This window comes from Halovibrio salipaludis (assembly GCF_002286965.1).
GTDB lineage: Bacteria > Pseudomonadota > Gammaproteobacteria > Pseudomonadales > Oleiphilaceae > Halospina > Halospina salipaludis.
The window spans coordinates 161,184-178,448 of sequence record NZ_NSKD01000001.1 but is presented as its reverse complement, the minus strand read 5'-3'; the positions used below and the strand labels follow the sequence as shown (position 1 = coordinate 178,448).

Sequence of the window (17,265 nt, the reverse complement as noted above, 5' to 3'; positions counted from 1 at the left end):
GGCCCATTGCGTTCAGCGCTTTCCCTCAGACCTTCTGGAAGAACAGTTCGCCCAGCCGGTAGCCAGGGCTCCCGGCGCGCATGAAGGACTCGCCCACCAGGAAGGCGTGGATGCCGCGTTCACGCATGGCCGCGACGTCCTCGGGGGTGTGGATGCCGCTTTCGGTCACGGTGAGGCGATCCGTGGGCACCCTCTGATGGAGTTGCCGGGTGGTGTCCAGTGAGACCTCAAAGGTATGTAGGTCGCGGTTGTTGATGCCGAGCAGGGGGCTGTCCACCTGCAGGGCCTGTTCCAGTTCCGCCTCGTTGTGGACTTCCACCAGCACATCCATACCCAGCTCGCGGGCCGTGCCGGCCAGCGCCTGCATCTGCGTGACGGACAGGCAGGCGGCAATCAGCAGGATGCAGTCGGCGCCGGCAATGCGGCTTTCGTGGATCTGGTATTCGTCAACCATGAAATCCTTGCGCAGTGCCGGCAGGCTGCAGGCCTCGCGGGCGGCCATCAGGTCCGCCTCGCCCCCCTGGAAGAAGTCCCGGTCCGTGAGCACGGACAGGCAGGCGGCACCATGGGCCTCGTAGTCGCGGGCGATGGCAGCGGGGTCATAGGGGTCGCGAAGGACGCCGGCACTGGGCGAGGCCCGCTTGATCTCGGCGATCACCGCTGGATCACCGGCATCGATCCGTCGTTGCAGCGCGGCGGCAAAACCTCGTGTGGCGGGCTGTGCCCGCGCTTCGGTCCGGCAGTCCTCGAGGGACAACCGGCGCTGGCGCTCGGCCACTTCCTCATGCTTGCGGGCGACGATGCGTTTGAGAACCGTGGGCGTATCGTCGTTCATTCCGCCTGCTCCATCCGTTGGCTGAGTTCGGCCAGCTGCTCCATGCGTTCCAGGGCACTGCCGTTTTCCATGGCGGCCAGGGCCCTGCGGGCGCCTTCGGTCAGTGACTCCGCCAGGTCGCCGGCATAGAGTGCGGCGCCGGCATTAAGCGCGATCATGTCCCGGGCGATGGCGGCGCGCTCACCCGGACTCGGGCTCAGGGCCTCGCGGATCAGCGCCAGGGATTCAGTGGCATCCGCCACCTGCAGGTCAAAGATCGGCCGGGCCCTGATGCCCATGTCTTCCGGCCGGATATGGTATTCGCTGATCTCACCGTCTTTCAGTTCCGCGACCCGGGTCCGGCTGGCCAGGCTGATCTCGTCCAGGCCGTCCTCGGAATGGACAATCAGGATATGCTCGCTGCCGAGCCGGCGCAGGACTTCCGCCATGGGCACACAGAGGTCGCCGTTGAACACACCGATCACCTGATGCTTCACGCCGGCCGGGTTGGTCATGGGCCCGAGGATGTTGAACAGGGTGCGGACGCCCAGCTCCTTGCGGGGGCCCACGGCGTGCTTCATGGCCGTGTGGTGGTTGGGGGCGAACATGAAGCCCACGCCCAGTTCGTGCACGCAGCGGGTGATCTGCTCCGGCGTCATGTGCAGGCGCAGCCCGGCCTGGTCGAGCAGGTCCGAGCTGCCGCTGCGCGAGGAAACCGAGCGGTTGCCGTGCTTGGCCACGTTGCCACCGGCGGCGGCGATAACGAAGGTAGCCGCAGTGGAGACGTTGAACAGGTTGGCCCCGTCACCGCCGGTACCGACAATGTCCACCACATTGGGCACATCCAGCGTGACGCCGGTGGCCAGCTCCCGCATGACCTCCACGGCGCCGGTGATCTCGTCGATGGCCTCGCCCTTCATGCGCAGGCCGATCAGGAAGCCGCCGATCTGGGCATCCGTAGCCTCACCCTGCATGATGGTGCGCATCACCGCCTTCATGTCGTCGGTGCTCAGGTCCTGGCGTTCGGCCACTTTGGCGATGGCGGTCTGGATGTCCATGGTGGTCTACCCCCGGTTCGTCATGTTCAGGAAGTTCTGCAACAGCTCATGGCCGTGGCGCGTCATGATCGACTCCGGATGGAACTGCACACCCTCGATGGTCAGGGTACGGTGCCTCAGGCCCATGACCTCTTCCATGGAGCCGTCCTCATTCTCCGTCCAGGCCGTGATCTCAAGTTCGCTGTCGGGCCAGTGATCCTTGTCCACCACCAGCGAGTGGTAGCGTGTGGCCTCGAAGGGATTCTCCAGCCCGGCGAAAACGCCCTCGCCTCGGTGATGGATCATCGAGGTCTTGCCGTGCATGACCTGGCCCGCACGGATCACCTTGCCGCCGAAGACCTGGCCGATGCACTGGTGGCCCAGGCACACGCCCAGAAGCGGGATGCGACCGGCAAAGCGGCGCACCACCTCCAGCGAGATGCCGGCCTCGTCCGGTGAACAGGGGCCGGGGGAGATCACGATCCGCTCGGGGGCCATGGCCTCGATTTCGTCGATGGTGATGGTGTCGTTACGGTGTACCACTACCTCGGCACCCAGCTCGCCCAGATACTGGACCACGTTGTAGGTGAAGGAGTCGTAGTTATCGATCATCAGCAGCATGCGGGTCTCCCTCTCCTCAGTGGTCGAAGTCGGTGAGGGCCATGTCGGCGGCCCGGAAGATGGCGCGACCCTTGTTCTGGGTCTCCTTCCATTCAAGGCGCGGCACGGAATCCGCCACCACGCCGGCACCCGCCTGGATATGCAGGGTCTCATCCCTGATGACCGCGGTACGGATGGCGATGGCCGTGTCCATGTTGCCGCTCCAGGAGAGGTAGCCCACGGCGCCACCGTAGACACCGCGCTTGACCGGTTCGAGTTCGTCCAGGATCTCCATGGCGCGGATCTTGGGGGCGCCACTGAGCGTGCCGGCAGGCAGGGTGGCGCGCAGTACGTCCATGCAGGAGAGGCCCTCGCGCAGCTTGCCGGTGACGTTGGAGACGATGTGCATGACGTGGGAGTAGCGCTCGACCGTCATGGTATCCGTAAGCGTTACCGAGCCGGTTTCGGTCACACGGCCGATATCGTTGCGGCCCAGGTCGATCAGCATCAGGTGCTCGGCACGCTCCTTGGGGTCGGCCAGCAGTTCCTGCTCCAGCGCCTCGTCTTCCTCACGGCTGGCGCCGCGTTTGCGGGTACCCGCGATGGGGCGCACCGTTACCTCCTCGTCTTCCACCCGCGCCAGGATCTCCGGCGAGGAGCCCACAATGTGGAAGTCCTTAAGGTTGAGGAAGTACATGTAGGGCGAGGGGTTGAGGCAGCGCAGCGCGCGGTAGAGGTTCAGCGGGGGCGCCTCGAAGGCCACGGACATGCGTCGTGAGAGTACGGTCTGCATGACGTCGCCGGCCAGCACGTATTCCCGGATCTTCTCCACCGCCGCTTCGAAGTCGGCCTGGGTGAAGTCCGAGTGGAAGTCACGCTCCTCGATGCGATTGCCGGTGGCCTCGGAAACCGGGCTGGTGACACGGGTTTCGCGCAGCCGTTTTTCCAGTTCATCCAGCCGCTGAACGGCCGCTTCATAGCTGCCGGCGCTTGCCGGGCTGGCCTGGACGATCAGGTGGAGCTTGCCGCGCAGGTTATCGAACACCACCACTTCGTCGGACACCATCAGCAGCACATCCGGCGTTCCCAGCTCGTCCGGCGGTACGCTGTCCCGCAGCCGCGGCTCGATGAAGCGCACCGTGTCGTAACCGAAGTAGCCCACCAGGCCGCCGTTGAAGCGGGGCATGTCAGGCAGGTCCGGTGAGTGGTAACGGGCCTGGAATGCCTCGATGTACGCCAGCGGATCCTCGGCGGTGAGCGATTCGATCACGCCGTCGTCGGACTCGTGCACGATCTCATGGCCGTTCACCCGCAACCGTTCACGGGCCGGCAGGCCGATAATGGAATAACGGCCCCATTTCTCGCCGCCCTGGACGGATTCCAGCAGGTAGGAATAGGGGCCATCGGCCAGTTTGAGATAGGTGCTCAGTGGGGTGTCGAGATCCGCATACACTTCCCGGTGAACGGGAATGCGGTTATAGCCTTCACCGGCATAGGCGTCGAACTGTTCGGGCGTCATGGATCTGTCCTGAAAAAAGCATGGGCATTGTGGAATCGTGGCCTCGACCACGGGCGCTCAGTGGTGATGGTTCACCATCGCCAGCGCGGATTGGCCCAGCGTGCGGGGTGCACGGTCAGCATTGCTTCTTTCAGTCTGGCGGTCACGGCCGCTCTCCCGATGGTTGGTACAACGTGATCAGGTTAGCGGAGAGGTGGAACGGAAGCAACCGTTCGGGGAAACAGCTCCCGAATGATACGGATTCGTATTTGCGGTATTTCCCCCATCACTGCACAATGGCGGGGAGTTTCGTCCACCCGGTCTCCGGACCCGCGAGCGCGGCTTATGCAGACATCGGATCACTGTGACCAGTCAGGCCTTCTCAGCCTTGCAGCCAGGCTTCATCCCGGGCTCAATGGTGCGGCCGCTCCCGCCGTGGAACCCGGTCTTTCGCCCGGCGCCGAGAACACGCAGGTGATCGCAGCCATACAGCGTGTCTGGGCAGAGGGGTACCCGGAGGCCGGGCAGCCGTACTCCTCGGTCCGGACCTGGACGCTGCTGATGTGGCAGCCGGTGTTTCTCTCGGTTCTGGGCGTTCACGGTGCCGGTGCCGTGGTACCGGTGGACCGGCTCTGGCAGCGGGTGGAACAGGGTGTGGTGGCCGGGTTCCGGCTGCAGGGAGGGTGGCCTGGCACACCTGAGTCCGAACAAGAGCGCATCGAGGCGGCATCAGTGCATCTGCTGCGGGTTCGCGATGAGCTCCTGGAGGGCCTGAAAACGGTGACCCGGATCAAGCCACTGACGGCGAATCGCCTGCTGGCGGATATGCTGTTGATCGCGGTCCAGCGGGTGGGCCTCGCTGTTGCCGGGTTCAGTAACGAGCGCGTTGAGGCCCTTGGCCGGGCCTGGCTGGCGGCCACCGGACTGAGAGGCCAGAGCCGGTATCTGCCACTTGAACTCCCGGGCGGGCAGGTGGTTCTGGGGCTGGAACGCCGTGCCTGCTGCATGCACTACCGGCGGGATGATGGCTGCTACTGTTCATCCTGCCCGAAACTTAGCCAGTCGGAGCGGGAACGGCGTCAACTGGAGGAGCTGAGCCATGAAGCTGTCGCTGTCTGACATCCGGGTCCATCGGGATGGCCGTACCATACTGGGGGTGGACAGGCTGACTCTGGGAGATGGCGAATTCACGGCCGTTCTCGGTCACAACGGATCCGGTAAATCCACCCTGATGCAGATCATGGCCCGGCAGATGAAGCCGGATCAGGGGGTGATCCATCTGGACGGGCAGCCGCTGGAGCGCTACGGCCAGCGGGATCTGGCACGGCGCATGGCGTTCCTGCCACAGCAGTTGCCGGAGGTGGCTGGCCTGGACGTGCGCGAGCTGGTGCGTCTGGGGCGCTTCCCGTGGCGGGGGTTGGTCAGGCGCTGGCAGAGCGGCGATGCGATGGCCGTGGACTGGGCGCTGGAGCAGACCGGTATGGGGGAATATGCCACACATCTGGTGGATGAACTCTCCGGTGGTGAGCGCCAGCGAGCCTGGATCGCGATGCTGCTGGCCCAGGAAGCACCGCTTCTCCTGCTGGATGAGCCCACCTCGGCCCTGGATCTGTCCCACCAGTATGAGTGCATGGCGCTGCTGCGCGGTCTCAACCGCTCGGCGGGCCGTGGTGTTGTGGTGATCCTGCATGATGTGAACCTGGCGGCCCGCTACGCCGACCGGGTCATCGCCCTGAAGCACGGCGAGGTCGCCTTCGACGGCACACCGGATGCCATGCTCTCGCCGAATCTGCTCAGTACCCTCTACGGAATCGACATCAATCTGATCGCGCAGCCCGGCACCCAGCGCCCGGTTGCGGTGGTCGCGTGAACAGGAGTTCCTTTAACTGATGGTCCTGCAACTGAAACAGCTTGGCGCACTGGTGCTGGGGCTCTGCCTGGCATTCACCGCTAGTGCCGACATTACTGTAACCGACAGCCGTGGTGAGCAGACCTTCGAGTCGGTGCCGGAACGTGTCGTGGCGCTGAACTGGTCCATGGCGGAAAACCTGGTGGAGCTCGGGGTTGATCCGGTAGGCGTGGCGGATGTGCCGGGTTACCGCCGCTGGGTGGTGCAGCCGCAACTGCCGGACTCGGTGGTCAATGTGGGCAAGCGTTCGGAACCGAACATGGAGCGCATTGCCTCACTGGATCCGGACGTCATCCTGCTGTCCACCGACCAGTCCGGACTGGCCGACAAGATGAGCCGGGTGGCGCCGGTGCTGTTTTTTGATGCCTTCCGTAAGGACCACAGCAACGCGGAACAGGCGAAGACCATCTTCCTGGAACTGGGGCGTCTGTTCCAGCGTGAGGAGCGTGCGCGGCATCAGCTGGCCATGCTGGAGGCCAGGTTCATCTGGCTCCGAGGTCGGCTCCGCGACCACTTTGGTGAGGATCTGCCGGCAGTGGTCAGTGTCGGGTTTGCCAGCCCGACTGTAGTACGTGTGTTCGGAACCAATGGTATGCCCTGGTACGTGCTCCGCCAGCTGGGCATGGAATCGGCCATGCCGCAGCCGGCGAGCCAGTGGGGTCAGACCCAGAAAGAGGTGGCTGACCTGAACGAGCTTGGTCGGGATGACGCTCTGCTGTACTTCAGGCCCACGGTCCTGGCGGGCGATCTGCTGGAGAAACCGCTCTGGAATGCGCTGCCTGTGGTCGAGGCTGGGCGGGTGGCGCCTGTTGAGCCTGCCTGGGTTTACGGTGGCGCCATGTCCCTGCGCTACCTCGCGGAGAACATGACGGACGCACTGCTGACCATTGAGCCCTGATGCTGGCCCGGTACGCAGTCGGGGCCGGCCTTGTCCTGGCGCTGGGGGTGCTCCACCTCCAGCTGGATAATAACCTTGCCCTTGCGGCTCAGTGGCAGCTGATCACCGGGGCTGACCCCAGCGGCTTCGAGCAGGTCCGCTTTTTCTACGCGGCGCTTCCGCGGGTCATTCTGGCGGTTCTGGTCGGGGCGGTTCTGGGGACGGTTGGCAGCCTTCTCCAGCAGGTCACCCGGAACCCGCTCGTATCGCCCCTGACCATCGGTGCCTCGTCAGGTGCCTGGCTGGCGCTTGTCTGCGCCAGTGTCTGGCTGCCCGCGCTGGCAGTGGATGAGCGGGCGCTTGTTGCCATGGTCGGCGCGGCGACTTCCGTTGGGCTTGTCCTGGTCATTGCCGGGCGCAATGGCATCAGCGGCCTGCCGGTGATCCTGGCGGGTATGGCGACCCATCTTCTGATGGGGGCGGCGGCTTCCGCGATCATCCTCCTGAATCAGGAGGCGGCCCAGGGCGTCTTCATCTGGGGCACCGGCAACCTGACCCAGAATGACTGGAACTGGGTGCAGTGGCTCTGGCCCCGTCTTCTGGTCCTGCCGCTGATCCTGATGCTGGCACCCAGGCCGTTAACCCTGATGCGCCTGGGCGAGGCGGGGGCACGGGGGCGTGGCTTCAGTTACGGCCCCGTTCTGGTGGTTCTGCTCATCGGCGCACTCTGGATACTGGCCACCAGCATCACGGCTGTAGGGATCATCGGCTTTCTCGGGCTGATCGCGCCCAATATCGCCCGCTCACTGGGCGCACGCCGGGCCGGGGATGAGCTGGCCAGCAGCGCGTTGCTGGGCGCCGTTCTGCTGCTGGCAACGGATTCGATGGCCCAGGCAGCCGGGGACTGGTTCGGTGAGCTGGTACCGAGTGGAACCGCCGCCGCGCTGGTGGGAGCACCGGCGCTGGTGATTTTCGCGCACCGTAAACTCAGCCATGGTGACCAGACTGCGCTGACGCTTCCCCACGGCGCGCGCCGCACCACCTGGCTGACCTGGGGGCTGGCGGTGGGCGTTCTTCTAGCGCTGATCCTCCTGACGCTCACCTATACCCCGGAGGCGGGCGGTTTCGTTCCAGGCCTTCCCCTTGCATGGCCTTCGGAGCTGATCTGGTCCCTGCGGGCCCCGCGCCTGCTGACCGCCTCGGCGGCGGGTGTGGGTATGGCGGTTGCCGGTCTCATTCTGCAGCGGTTGATCCGCAACCCACTGGCGAGCCCGGACATCCTGGGGATGTCCGCGGGTGCGACCCTGGCGCTGGTGATTTTTACGCTCTGGACGGGCACTTCCATTTACCAGGCGGGACCGGGCGTGGCCTTCCTCGGCAGTCTGGTGGTGCTGGCCGTTTTGATGGTAATCGGACGGCGCTCCCACTACGCGCCGGGCATCGTGATCCTGGTGGGCATTTCACTGGCGGCACTGATGGAGGCGCTGGTGCATTTCGTGCTGGCCCAGGGCACCCAGAGCACGCACCTCATCCTGGGCTGGCTTTCTGGCTCCACCTATCGCGCCTCCGCGGACCGGTCCCTGCTTCTGGCGGCCGGAGTAGCGGCACTGGTCCTGCTGGTCCTGGTGTTCAACCGCTGGCTGACACTGATCTCCATCGGGGATCCCATGGCCCGCGCCCGCGGCGTCAACGTGGCCCGGGCCCGCATGGTTCTGCTGCTCGTGGTCTGCGCACTCTGTGCCCTGGTAACCGCTCTGATGGGGCCGGTGGCCTTCGTGGGTCTGCTGGCACCGCATGTGGCCGCCCTGCTGGGGGCCCGGCGCGTTCTGCCCCAGCTGGTGCTGGCGGCCATGGTGGGCATGGGGCTGATGACGCTTTCCGATTGGCTGGGCCGGACGCTGCTTTACCCGGACCAGTTGCCGGCCGGGCTGATGGCGGCGCTTCTTGGAGGAAGCTACTTCATCTTTCTGCTGACTCGGCGGCGGTTGGGGTAGGGGGTTCAGGTAAACGGAGGGAACCCCCGGCTGAACCGGGGGTGAGATCTAGCACTGGCCCGGAGCTCAGTACTTGATGGAGTAGGAAAGGGTGTAGGTGCGGCCGCGGCCTTTAAACTCAAAGGGTGCCGTTGTTCCAACATATGGCTCGTACAACAGTTGAGCCCTTTGACCCCACACTGTTGTGTACTGCTTGTCAAAGACATTGTTGATGCCTAGCGTCATCTCACCGGCCGGCAGCCGCTGCGTGCCCTGGAGGTCGAAGGTTGTCGGGCCTTCAATCTCGTTGCCCTGGGCGTCATCGATATCGAAGGCGTGCACGCCCTGGAAGCGAACGCTGGTGTCATCATCACCCCATTGGATATGGGCTGTTGCCTTGGGCAAGCTGGCCTCAGTCACGATCTGGTCCTGCCAGTCGCCGTTCTGCCGGGTTTCTGACTTCACATAATGGCCAGTGCCGCCAAGCTGCCATTGGGGGGTCAGGCGCCAGGTACCGCTGGCTTCAAGACCGTAAGCGCGAGTCTTGGAATCCACGATATCCACGGTCAAACGGTCCGTGATCTCTGTGTCCTTATCGGACCATGTGTAGTAGGTCGCGATCTGTGCGTCCCAATCCGGCGTATGGCGACGCCAGCCGAGCTCCACCTGGTTAGTTTTCAGTGCCGGCAGGTTGTTGCTGTCGAGATCCAGGAAGTCAGTCAGCTGGTACCGGCCGTTCCCGGAGAGGCTGTACTCCCCCTGCCCGAGTACCTTGCCGGGATCCGGGATCTCATTACCCTGATTGAAACTACCCCAGATCTGCTGGTCGTTGGTCAGACTGTAGATCGCGCCGGCATTGAGCAGTGTGATGTTATAGTCGTTCTTGCCGCCAGGGATCGGTTCAGCGGAGGAGGCATTACCGTTCTCAATATTGATTCGCTGCTGTACGGGCACAAAGGAGCCGACCTCCAGGCTTGCACGCCGGTGACGGATGCCGGCGTCAAGCTTGAGTCGGTCCGTCGCCTGCCATTCCGCCTGAAGGAAACCGGCTGTACCATCTACTCGATAGCTGGGGTAGCGTGGGGTAGTGTAGTTGGCTTCGTTCACTAGCAGTCCGGATTCGAATGCTTGGTCGAAATCGAAAATCATCTGATTGGCATCGAAGTCTTCCCGGTCCAGATCCATGCCATAGGTCAGCTCCACATCGCCCAGCTCCTTGACCAGCATCGCCTTCAGTGTGTGTTGCTCGGTATTCTGCTTCGAAGCCCCCACAGAGCGCATTTGTGAGCCTGGAAATGGGTGAAAGCTGATTTCCTCATTGCGGGTCGAGGTCTGAAGGTAGGCCGTATGGCCGAGGAAATCGGTATCGCGATAGGAAGCGTTGACCAGGTACCGGTCGGATTCAGGTTCCCGGTCGGCCGTGAAACCGTTACGGATCTCCGGGTTGTTCAGCCGTGACAGGTTCTGGCCTAGGTAGAGGCCTTTGTTGCCATCGAACTTCGAGTTGTAGACCTGCGCGGTCAGGTCCAGGCTCTGGGTATCACTGAATTCGAACTGCAGATTGCCCATGACATCAAGCGTGCGGTTGTACTGCAGGTCGGTCTGGGTGATGTCCGGCAGGATGGGGTCGCCATTGCCGTCGTAGAAGGCGCCGTTGTCCTGGCCGGCAACGGCGAGTCGGCCCTTCACGAACTCATTGCCGCCGCTGATGGACTGGCCACCTCTAAGGTCCCGGTCATTGGAGTTGTTGAAGCCGCTGGTCGCACCGACTTCGGTTTCGAATTGCGGTCCGCCGGAGTCACCCTTCTTGGTGATGATGTTGATGATGCCGCCGGTGCTGCCGCCGCCGTAGATGGCAGTGGCGCCGGAAAGCACTTCAATGCGCTCGATATTGAAGGGGTCGATACTGTCAAACTGGCGGCTGATTCCTCGGGAGGAGTTAAGGGAAACCCCGTCAATCATCACCAGCACACTGCGCCCCCGCAGGTTCTGGCCGAAATTGGTACGGTTCTGGGTGCCAAGGTCCATGCCGGGGACCAGTTTACCCAGCGTGTCCTTTAGGCTCTGACCACTGTCGAACTGGCGCTGGAGCTCCTCGCCTTCCAGTACCCAGACCGTGCCCGGAACTTCGCTGATCTGGGAGGGAGCACGGTTACCCACGACGACCAGCTCATCAAGGGAACCCATCGGTTCCTGGGCGAAAGCCATAGGCGCACTCCCCGCTGCCATCCCGGTCATGCAGAGGATGGCAAGAGGGGTGCGGGATAGTCTTTTGGGTTGGCGCATAGCAAATACTCCTTATCGTCGATTGCGCGTGGTGGCGAGATTAACAGACGGCAACACTAATGCAAATGATTATCAGAAATCACTCTTGAGTAGAGCAAGCAATGATTGCCGGTCATCCCCGGTCGCTACACGGGGGTCATCACCGTTCCAGTCGACCAGTCCAACGTTTCCCGTGACGGGGAACAGTGTTTCACCGGCGAGGTGATTGATGATCCGTGCCGAGCGCCAGCACATCAGGCTCATCTGGGGGTCGGCGATGCCATGGGAATGACGGCCCGCGTTGACGGCGTACAGATGCCGACCCGGCGGTCCATCCCATTGGGCCTGGAAGTCCGATGCCAGTCTCAGATGGCCGTGGTCGTCCGTCTCCAGCCGTTGTCGCAGCGCTGCGGAAAGATAGTCCGGGAGTCTTGATTCGAACCCGGTGCACAGGATCACGCGGTCCGCTGTGCTGCTGGTTCGTTCGCCGTTGAGTGCATTGTGGATGTCAAGCTGGAAGGGAGCCGGCCCCGCGAGGGCTTGGAGACTTCGGTGTGGCTGTAGAACCACCCGGGGTGACTCGCCGCCGCTGATACGATGTTCGTACAGCCGCTGGTAAAGCGCTTCCAGGGTGTCGGGGGAAATCCCGTCCGAGGCGAGCTTCTGGTTTTCCACCAGGGTGAGTCTCTGTGCTTCCGGTAACTGGTGGAAAGTGTCCACGTAGCCGGGGGTGAAGTATTCATTGGTGAACGGGGTCTCATCCAGCGGTTCGAAATTCGGCCTGCGGGACAGCCAGTGGATGCTCTCCGGGCGCCCCCAGTCGCCCTGCAGCAGGCTCAGTACCACTTCCGCTCCCGACTGCCCGCCTCCGACAACGGTGACACGCTGTCCGGCCACATCGGGCTGTCTCAGGGTCAGCTCCATGTTGTGGAAGCAGTCATCGCCCCGCCAGGGTCTGCAGGATTGTGGAATGAAGGGGGTCTTTCCGGTGCCAAGGCAGAGGTTGCGTGCCCGTACCGGTTCCGTCTCCTCGCGGAAATGGATATGGAACAGGTCGCCGTCAAAATCCACATACTGGATGTTGCGGCCGAAGTGGAGATTCCCGAGCCCGTCTGCCACCCAGGCCATGTAGTCCGCGAATTCCGCGCGGCTGACCGCGGGCAGGTCGGCATTCATGAAGGCGTAGAAGCGGCCTTTCTGGACCAGGTAGTTCAGGAAGCTGTTGGGGCTCCAGGGCGCGACGCCGGTGACCAGGTCCTTGAGGTAGGAGGTCTGCAGCCGGACGCCCGGTAGCATCATTCCCGGATGCCAGTTGAACTGGGGCTTGCGGTCGAAAAACGCCGTGTGCAGTTGCGGTACTTCCCGCAGGAGGGCCGCGATACTCAGGTTGAAGGGGCCGATGCCCAGCCCGGCCAGATCCAGTGGCTTGTTCATGGCGTCTCTCCTGTCAGCAGGGGGTTGTTCAAGGGGGTGCCCAGTTCGGCGCTGGGGCGTTCGGCGTGGTCCTCGTACCCCATCCGGAACCGCACCCGGTTGACGCAGACCCGTTCCAGGGTCGGGCGCAATAGCGGGAACACCTGGAACCGTTCACTCAGTTCCGGGCGGCGGGCCTGATAACGTCGGATGCGTTCGGCCAGAAGGCTGTAGAAGCGGGATTCCGGGAAGGCCATATCGTCTTCCAGCAGCGGCGAGATGAATCTCAGGGTGGTGACGAAATGACCGGTAATGAGGTCGTGCACCAGGTGCTCCGGGGGCAGCCGGGTCAGTCCATCCAGCAGGTGCCCTGGCATGCCAGCCTGCTCGGGCATTGGTTGATCCGTGCACCGAAGGTCCCCGTGGAAATCCTTGAGGGCCAGGCGCTGGGGAATGGCGTCCCTGAGGATCAGTCCAAGGTTCTGGCCGTGGGCAACCAGACCGATCCCGTAGGCGCACAGCAGATGGTAGAGGGGCACGGTCACCCGGTCGAACAGCTGGGTCAGCCAGACTTCCGGGCTCAGTCCCGAGCGTCGGATCAGGGCCGCAATGAGCGAACGCCCCCGGCCGTCGCACTGCATCAGCGCGGCCATCAGCATGGGTTGCTCACCGACACTGGTCTTGCCCGCAAGGCTCTCACGCCAGACAGCGCCGAGCATTTCGTGATAGCGGTAGGGTGCTCCCGGGATCTGATCCTGCTGGGGGTGGGGCATGTGGCTGCCGGCGAGCTCCCTCTGGATTTCCAGCCCGGCCTGAGTGAGTTCGGTATCCAGGCGGGTCTGCTCCCACAGCCATTGCGAGAGGTCCGGCCCAAGGGCGATGGGCGCTGCCGGAATGCCCCGGTAGGAGGAGGTGTTCAGGATTGTGAGCGCGAGTTTGAGGTCGCAGTTACCCGGAACGCTCGTATTGGTCAGGGTCCGCAATGACTGCTGCGGCTGGTACCAGTGGCCGTGCACGCCCAGGTCACGGATCAGGCCCCTGGCCAGTGCGTCGCCGTACTGGGCCTGAAGGCGGTGGTCCCACTGCCAGGGGTGTACGGGGATCAGGGGCCAGTGTCCGGCTGCGCCGGAGCCCCGGACCAGTGCGGCGTGCTCGCCGGTTTCAAGGCACTGATCAAGCGGCGGGTTGCCGGCATGGGTGCCTGCCAGCGACGGGGCCACGGCCAGCCACCGCAGCTGGAACCGGCTGCCCCCTTCCGGGCTGTAGGCGTCGAGATCCGTCTGGCCCCATCCCATGCGGCCGCGATTGGCCAGCAGCTTGGGGTGACCGTCCAGAAGTCCTTCCAGCTCCGTACTGGGCAGGTCCAGCATCTCGTCCGCGGTGAGCCCGGCAAGTCGTTCCTGCTGGAGTCGGTCCCCGGCCAGGGTGTTCTGGAGCTCTTCAATGAAGTTGGCGAGCACGATGTCACTCATGCCGAGCGGATGCTGGGCATCCAGCACGAGCTGAACGGCCTCCGTAGCCGGCCGGTCGTCACGGGTGAGGCTTGCCGGCACCACCCGCAACCAGCCCCAGGCGCTGCGGCTGGCCTGGAAGCGGTAGTCATGGCCGCCGAGTGCCAGCCGATAGCGTTCGCCTCCCACGGATTCCGGCGACAGGCATCCCTCGTAATGGGTCTCACCGATGATCTTGGCCATCAGTCTCTGGTTGATCCGGTTCCATAGCGTTTCGTCTTCCATGGCTGGTGCCCCATTAGAGTCGTGTATTGCGGAAGAATTCATCGCGCTCCGTGGCCACCAGGGCCGCGCGCTTGTGCGGGAAGTCGAATTCATAGCGCGTGTGCCAGGTCACGTGCCGGAGTTGCCGGAACAGGGCCGCGTTGGCGGCATCCGGTTCGCCATAGAGCGTTGTGGTGCGGGGATCGGTCAGGAAGAGGTAGTGGCTGAGGGTGTTGAGCCAGATCGGGGCCTGGCCATTGCCACAGTAGCGGTCCTCGCCGACGAGCATATGGAGCCCCTGATCAAAGGGGCCGGCCTCGCAATAGGGGCCCAGGCGGTCCTCCGGGACATAGTAGGTTTCGAAATACCCCACCGGATCACCGTCGGCCTCCAGTATCAGCGGAAAGCTGTTGGCCGCCGCCCGGCGTTCTTCGAGCATGGCGTCCAGTCGTTCCCGGCTGAAGGGGTACTCCCAGAAGCGCGCCACCCGGGGAAGGTTCTGCCAGCGGTGGAAACGCTCACCGTCGGCTTCAACCGTTGCCGGGCGGAGTTCGAGCACCTTATCCAGTCCGGGATGGTAGCGTCGGTACAGGGTTGTATCGGGCAGCCTGGGTCGACGGGGATGGACGACCTCGCCGGTCTGTTCGGGGATTTCCGGCATGACGGGCCAGAGCGCTGGCGCGAGCCAGGCTTCACGGATCTGGTAGAAACCGACCCGGTCAATGCGGTGGGTGCCGTCATCACCGACCTCCCAGGCTGGATGGGTGAGTGAACACAGTTCCGCGATGCCGACGGTCAGGGCGAGAGAGTCCAGCTCGAGGCCGGCGAACAACCGATCAAGCAGTGGGTAGACAAGGTCGGGATTCGGAATGGGCCCCTCCCAGCCGGTCAGGGTCCGGTGCCGGCCCTCACCGCTCAGCGAAAGCTGCCAGCTCTGGTCGGCGGCTTCCAGCTGCACCTGGTCGCCACTGCTGCTCAGTGTCAGGTAAGTCCTCTGGTTGCTCTCAAACATGGCACTCGGCCTCCGTGTAGAGTGGGTTCGTCAGTGGGTGGTAGATGGAAAAGACGTCGCTCAGCGTGGTCTCGTTCAGCGCGCGGAGCGTGCACAGGAAGTTGCCCTTGGCGTGGAGCTCCCGGCTCTCGAGCAGGTAGCGGATCGCGCGGTCGTCGGCTGGTTGTTCGTCCAGCCGGGCCTGCAGCCATTCGCGCAGGGTCCGGATGAGGTCGGGCTCGCTGACGAGCTGGCCCGCCGCCAGCGACGAGATGACATTGAAGGTGGCATTGATGAACAGGTAGTAGCAGAACAGCTGGATACCGAGCTCGTCCGGCAGGAGGTTCTCGCTATCCTCGGCGAGACTGCCCAGTTCGTCGCCCAGGCGTTGCAGAGCCAGGCTGGTGAAGGCGGTCCCCTGGCAGTCACGGAAGAACAGCTTTTCCGGCCAGACATCATCCAGTGACAGCACCAGGTTCTGCTGGTGGGCTCCGAACAGGATGCCGAAGTGGGACTGGGCTTCCAGCAGCGGTGCCACGGCTACATCCAGATAGCGCTGGAACCAGTCGAGGGCCAGCCCGCCATGCACGCCGGCTTGCCAGAGTCGTTGGGCCAGTCGGGATTCGCCGCACCGGGGATCGTCCTGAAGCAGTGTGGCCAGTACCTCGGTATTGTCGGCGTCGTTGTCACGGAACGGGTTATCCCGCCACACGACCAGGGTTTCCGTCATGGGGTTACCGTCCGGTCCCCGTATGCCGGCGGCAATGGGCTCACCCAGGATCTCGAATCGGGGCCTGCCCTGGAGCCATTCCCGGACCGGTCCGCTGTTGAGTACCCGGCAGAGTTCGGCGCCGCGCACCACCTCTTCGGGGTACAGATGCCTCAGGGAATTGGTGAGCCATACACTCAGGGAGAATTTCAGCATCCAGGGGGCTGATTCGCAGTAGATCGCCCGTAGCGAAGAGGTGGCCTGCCAGTGGGGTGCCCCTTCGCCCAGGTACCGAAGGGCGCCGGAGTCACGCAGGGCAGCCAGTGCGGAAGAGGCCTGCCATTGCCGGTGCTGGAACGGATGGCAGGGCACCAGGCAGTGGCCGTTTGGGACCCGGGCCAGCAGGGCGTCGGCTTCCGGCTCGGTTGCGAGCAGGGCATCAACACCGTCAGCGGTATTCAAGCCCGGGGCTTCGCGTCGGAACAGGTTTTCCCGGGCCACGCTGTACCAGGCGAGTGGAAAGGAGCCGCCGTATTCCGGTGCGTAGCGCCTGGCGTCCTCGATGGTCATATTGCCCCGGTCCTTGGGGCACGGATGGATGGAATGGCCGCTGAACAGTGCCTGCTCGGCGTCGATGAAGGTCAGCGGGGCCCGGAACAGTGGGTCCAGCTGGGACTCCCGTTCCTGGCGGGCAGCAGCCAGGTTCTGTCGGCTCGCATTCACACGCTGTTGGAGCGCTTCCAGAGCATGCTCCGGGGCTTCATCCCGGAGGGGGGCGAGGGTCAGGCACCATGCAACCGCCTGTTCAAGCGTGACAGCCTTCTGCTCACCCCGATGAGCAAGCAGCAGGGGGCCGGCCAGCAGGTGGCGGCCGGTATTGGCCCTGAAGCGACAGGGAACGAGCAGAGCTGTATTGTTGGGGCCTGGTATCTCGAAATGGCCCTGGAGCGGAGGTGTTCCGTGGACGCCCGAGGGGGGTGATCCATGGAAGCGCGCCAGGGGCCATTCGCGGATCAGGGCGTTGAAAAACGCGTTCAGTGATGGGTCATGGGGCATCATTGACCTCGGTTGCCGGTAAACAATGCCTTTAACCTATTCGCGAATACGAATCATTGTCAAATAACATGTCAGTTTCTTAAGGTTTGCATGAATATTGACCTGACAACCCTTGCCATTCTGTTTGCTCTCGGCTTCGGGGGGTGGTACTTGTGGCGTGCCCTGGGCACCAAGGAAGTGGCCCTGCAGGCCGCACGGCGGGCGTGTGAGCGGGCGGACGTGGATCTTCTGGATCAGAGTGTGTGCCTGAGTGGCATCGGGGTGCAGCGGGATCAGCAGGGACAGCTGCGATTACGCCGGACGTTCAGCTTTGATTTCACGGCCACCGGTGAGGGACGCTATCGGGGGCGGATCACGTTGCTGGGGCAGCGGGCCGAATCGGTCGTGTTTGATCCTCACCGCTTTTGA

General features: G+C 63.8%; 14 protein-coding genes. 5 read left to right on the top strand and 9 right to left on the bottom strand.

The window, feature by feature from the left end; all coding sequences use genetic code 11:
* Nucleotides 1-25 precede the first annotated feature (25 nt).
* From trpC to trpE, 4 genes are read right to left on the bottom strand one after another with little or no spacing between them, the layout of a single operon-like run.
* A complete protein-coding gene (trpC, locus tag CK501_RS00885; protein ID WP_095615842.1) occupies nt 26-835 on the bottom strand; it encodes an indole-3-glycerol phosphate synthase TrpC in 810 nt (269 codons plus the stop codon).
* Nucleotides 832-1,872 carry an anthranilate phosphoribosyltransferase gene (gene trpD / locus CK501_RS00880; RefSeq protein WP_095615841.1) on the bottom strand — a complete coding sequence of 347 codons (1,041 nt, stop codon included), beginning with the start codon at nt 1,870-1,872 and terminating at the stop codon, nt 832-834. Before trpD ends, trpC begins: the two co-directional genes overlap by 4 nt.
* A 6-nt stretch (nt 1,873-1,878) precedes the next feature.
* The gene (locus tag CK501_RS00875; protein WP_095615840.1) at nt 1,879-2,472 is read right to left on the bottom strand and encodes an anthranilate synthase component II; all 594 of its coding nucleotides are present in this window, start codon (nt 2,470-2,472) and stop codon (nt 1,879-1,881) included.
* A gap of 16 nt (nt 2,473-2,488) precedes the next feature.
* Nucleotides 2,489-3,970, bottom strand: coding sequence for an anthranilate synthase component I (gene trpE / locus CK501_RS00870; protein WP_095615839.1), 1,482 nt, complete (start codon nt 3,968-3,970; stop codon nt 2,489-2,491).
* 324 nt (nt 3,971-4,294) lie between these two features.
* Between trpE and CK501_RS00865 the strand changes: the two genes are divergently transcribed.
* The 4 genes from CK501_RS00865 to fhuB are packed head-to-tail and all read left to right on the top strand — an operon-like array spanning nt 4,295 to nt 8,729.
* Nucleotides 4,295-5,068, top strand: a complete 774-nt coding sequence (locus tag CK501_RS00865; protein ID WP_158223004.1) for a siderophore ferric iron reductase — start codon at nt 4,295-4,297, stop codon at nt 5,066-5,068.
* Nucleotides 5,049-5,819, top strand: a complete 771-nt coding sequence (locus CK501_RS00860) for an ABC transporter ATP-binding protein (protein WP_095615837.1) — start codon at nt 5,049-5,051, stop codon at nt 5,817-5,819. Before CK501_RS00865 ends, CK501_RS00860 begins: the two co-directional genes overlap by 20 nt.
* Before the next feature lie 19 nt (nt 5,820-5,838).
* Nucleotides 5,839-6,756 carry an ABC transporter substrate-binding protein gene (locus tag CK501_RS00855; protein WP_095615836.1) on the top strand — a complete coding sequence of 306 codons (918 nt, stop codon included), beginning with the start codon at nt 5,839-5,841 and terminating at the stop codon, nt 6,754-6,756.
* Entirely contained in the window at nt 6,756-8,729 is a 1,974-nt protein-coding gene (fhuB, locus tag CK501_RS00850; protein WP_095615835.1) for a Fe(3+)-hydroxamate ABC transporter permease FhuB, read from the top strand. The genes CK501_RS00855 and fhuB overlap by 1 nt, the downstream gene beginning before the upstream one ends.
* Before the next feature lie 66 nt (nt 8,730-8,795).
* Here the strand turns inward: fhuB and CK501_RS00845 are convergent, their stop codons facing one another.
* The 5 genes from CK501_RS00845 to CK501_RS00825 all read right to left on the bottom strand — a co-directional run bounded on the left by CK501_RS00845 (nt 8,796) and on the right by CK501_RS00825 (nt 16,860).
* Nucleotides 8,796-10,994, bottom strand: a complete 2,199-nt coding sequence (locus CK501_RS00845; RefSeq protein WP_095615834.1) for a TonB-dependent receptor — start codon at nt 10,992-10,994, stop codon at nt 8,796-8,798.
* 72 nt (nt 10,995-11,066) lie between these two features.
* Complete coding sequence (locus tag CK501_RS00840) at nt 11,067-12,407, bottom strand: lysine N(6)-hydroxylase/L-ornithine N(5)-oxygenase family protein (protein ID WP_095615833.1); 1,341 nt, start codon at nt 12,405-12,407, stop codon at nt 11,067-11,069.
* Nucleotides 12,404-14,122, bottom strand: a complete 1,719-nt coding sequence (locus CK501_RS00835; RefSeq protein WP_158223003.1) for an IucA/IucC family protein — start codon at nt 14,120-14,122, stop codon at nt 12,404-12,406. The genes CK501_RS00840 and CK501_RS00835 overlap by 4 nt, the downstream gene beginning before the upstream one ends.
* Before the next feature lie 13 nt (nt 14,123-14,135).
* Nucleotides 14,136-15,113, bottom strand: coding sequence for a GNAT family N-acetyltransferase (locus CK501_RS00830; protein ID WP_095615831.1), 978 nt, complete (start codon nt 15,111-15,113; stop codon nt 14,136-14,138).
* Complete coding sequence (locus CK501_RS00825; RefSeq protein ID WP_095615830.1) at nt 15,106-16,860, bottom strand: IucA/IucC family protein; 1,755 nt, start codon at nt 16,858-16,860, stop codon at nt 15,106-15,108. Before CK501_RS00825 ends, CK501_RS00830 begins: the two co-directional genes overlap by 8 nt.
* 87 nt (nt 16,861-16,947) lie before the next feature.
* On the opposite strand from CK501_RS00825, the gene CK501_RS00820 reads away from it, so the two are divergent.
* The gene (locus CK501_RS00820) at nt 16,948-17,265 is read left to right on the top strand and encodes a DUF3301 domain-containing protein (RefSeq protein WP_233128820.1); all 318 of its coding nucleotides are present in this window, start codon (nt 16,948-16,950) and stop codon (nt 17,263-17,265) included.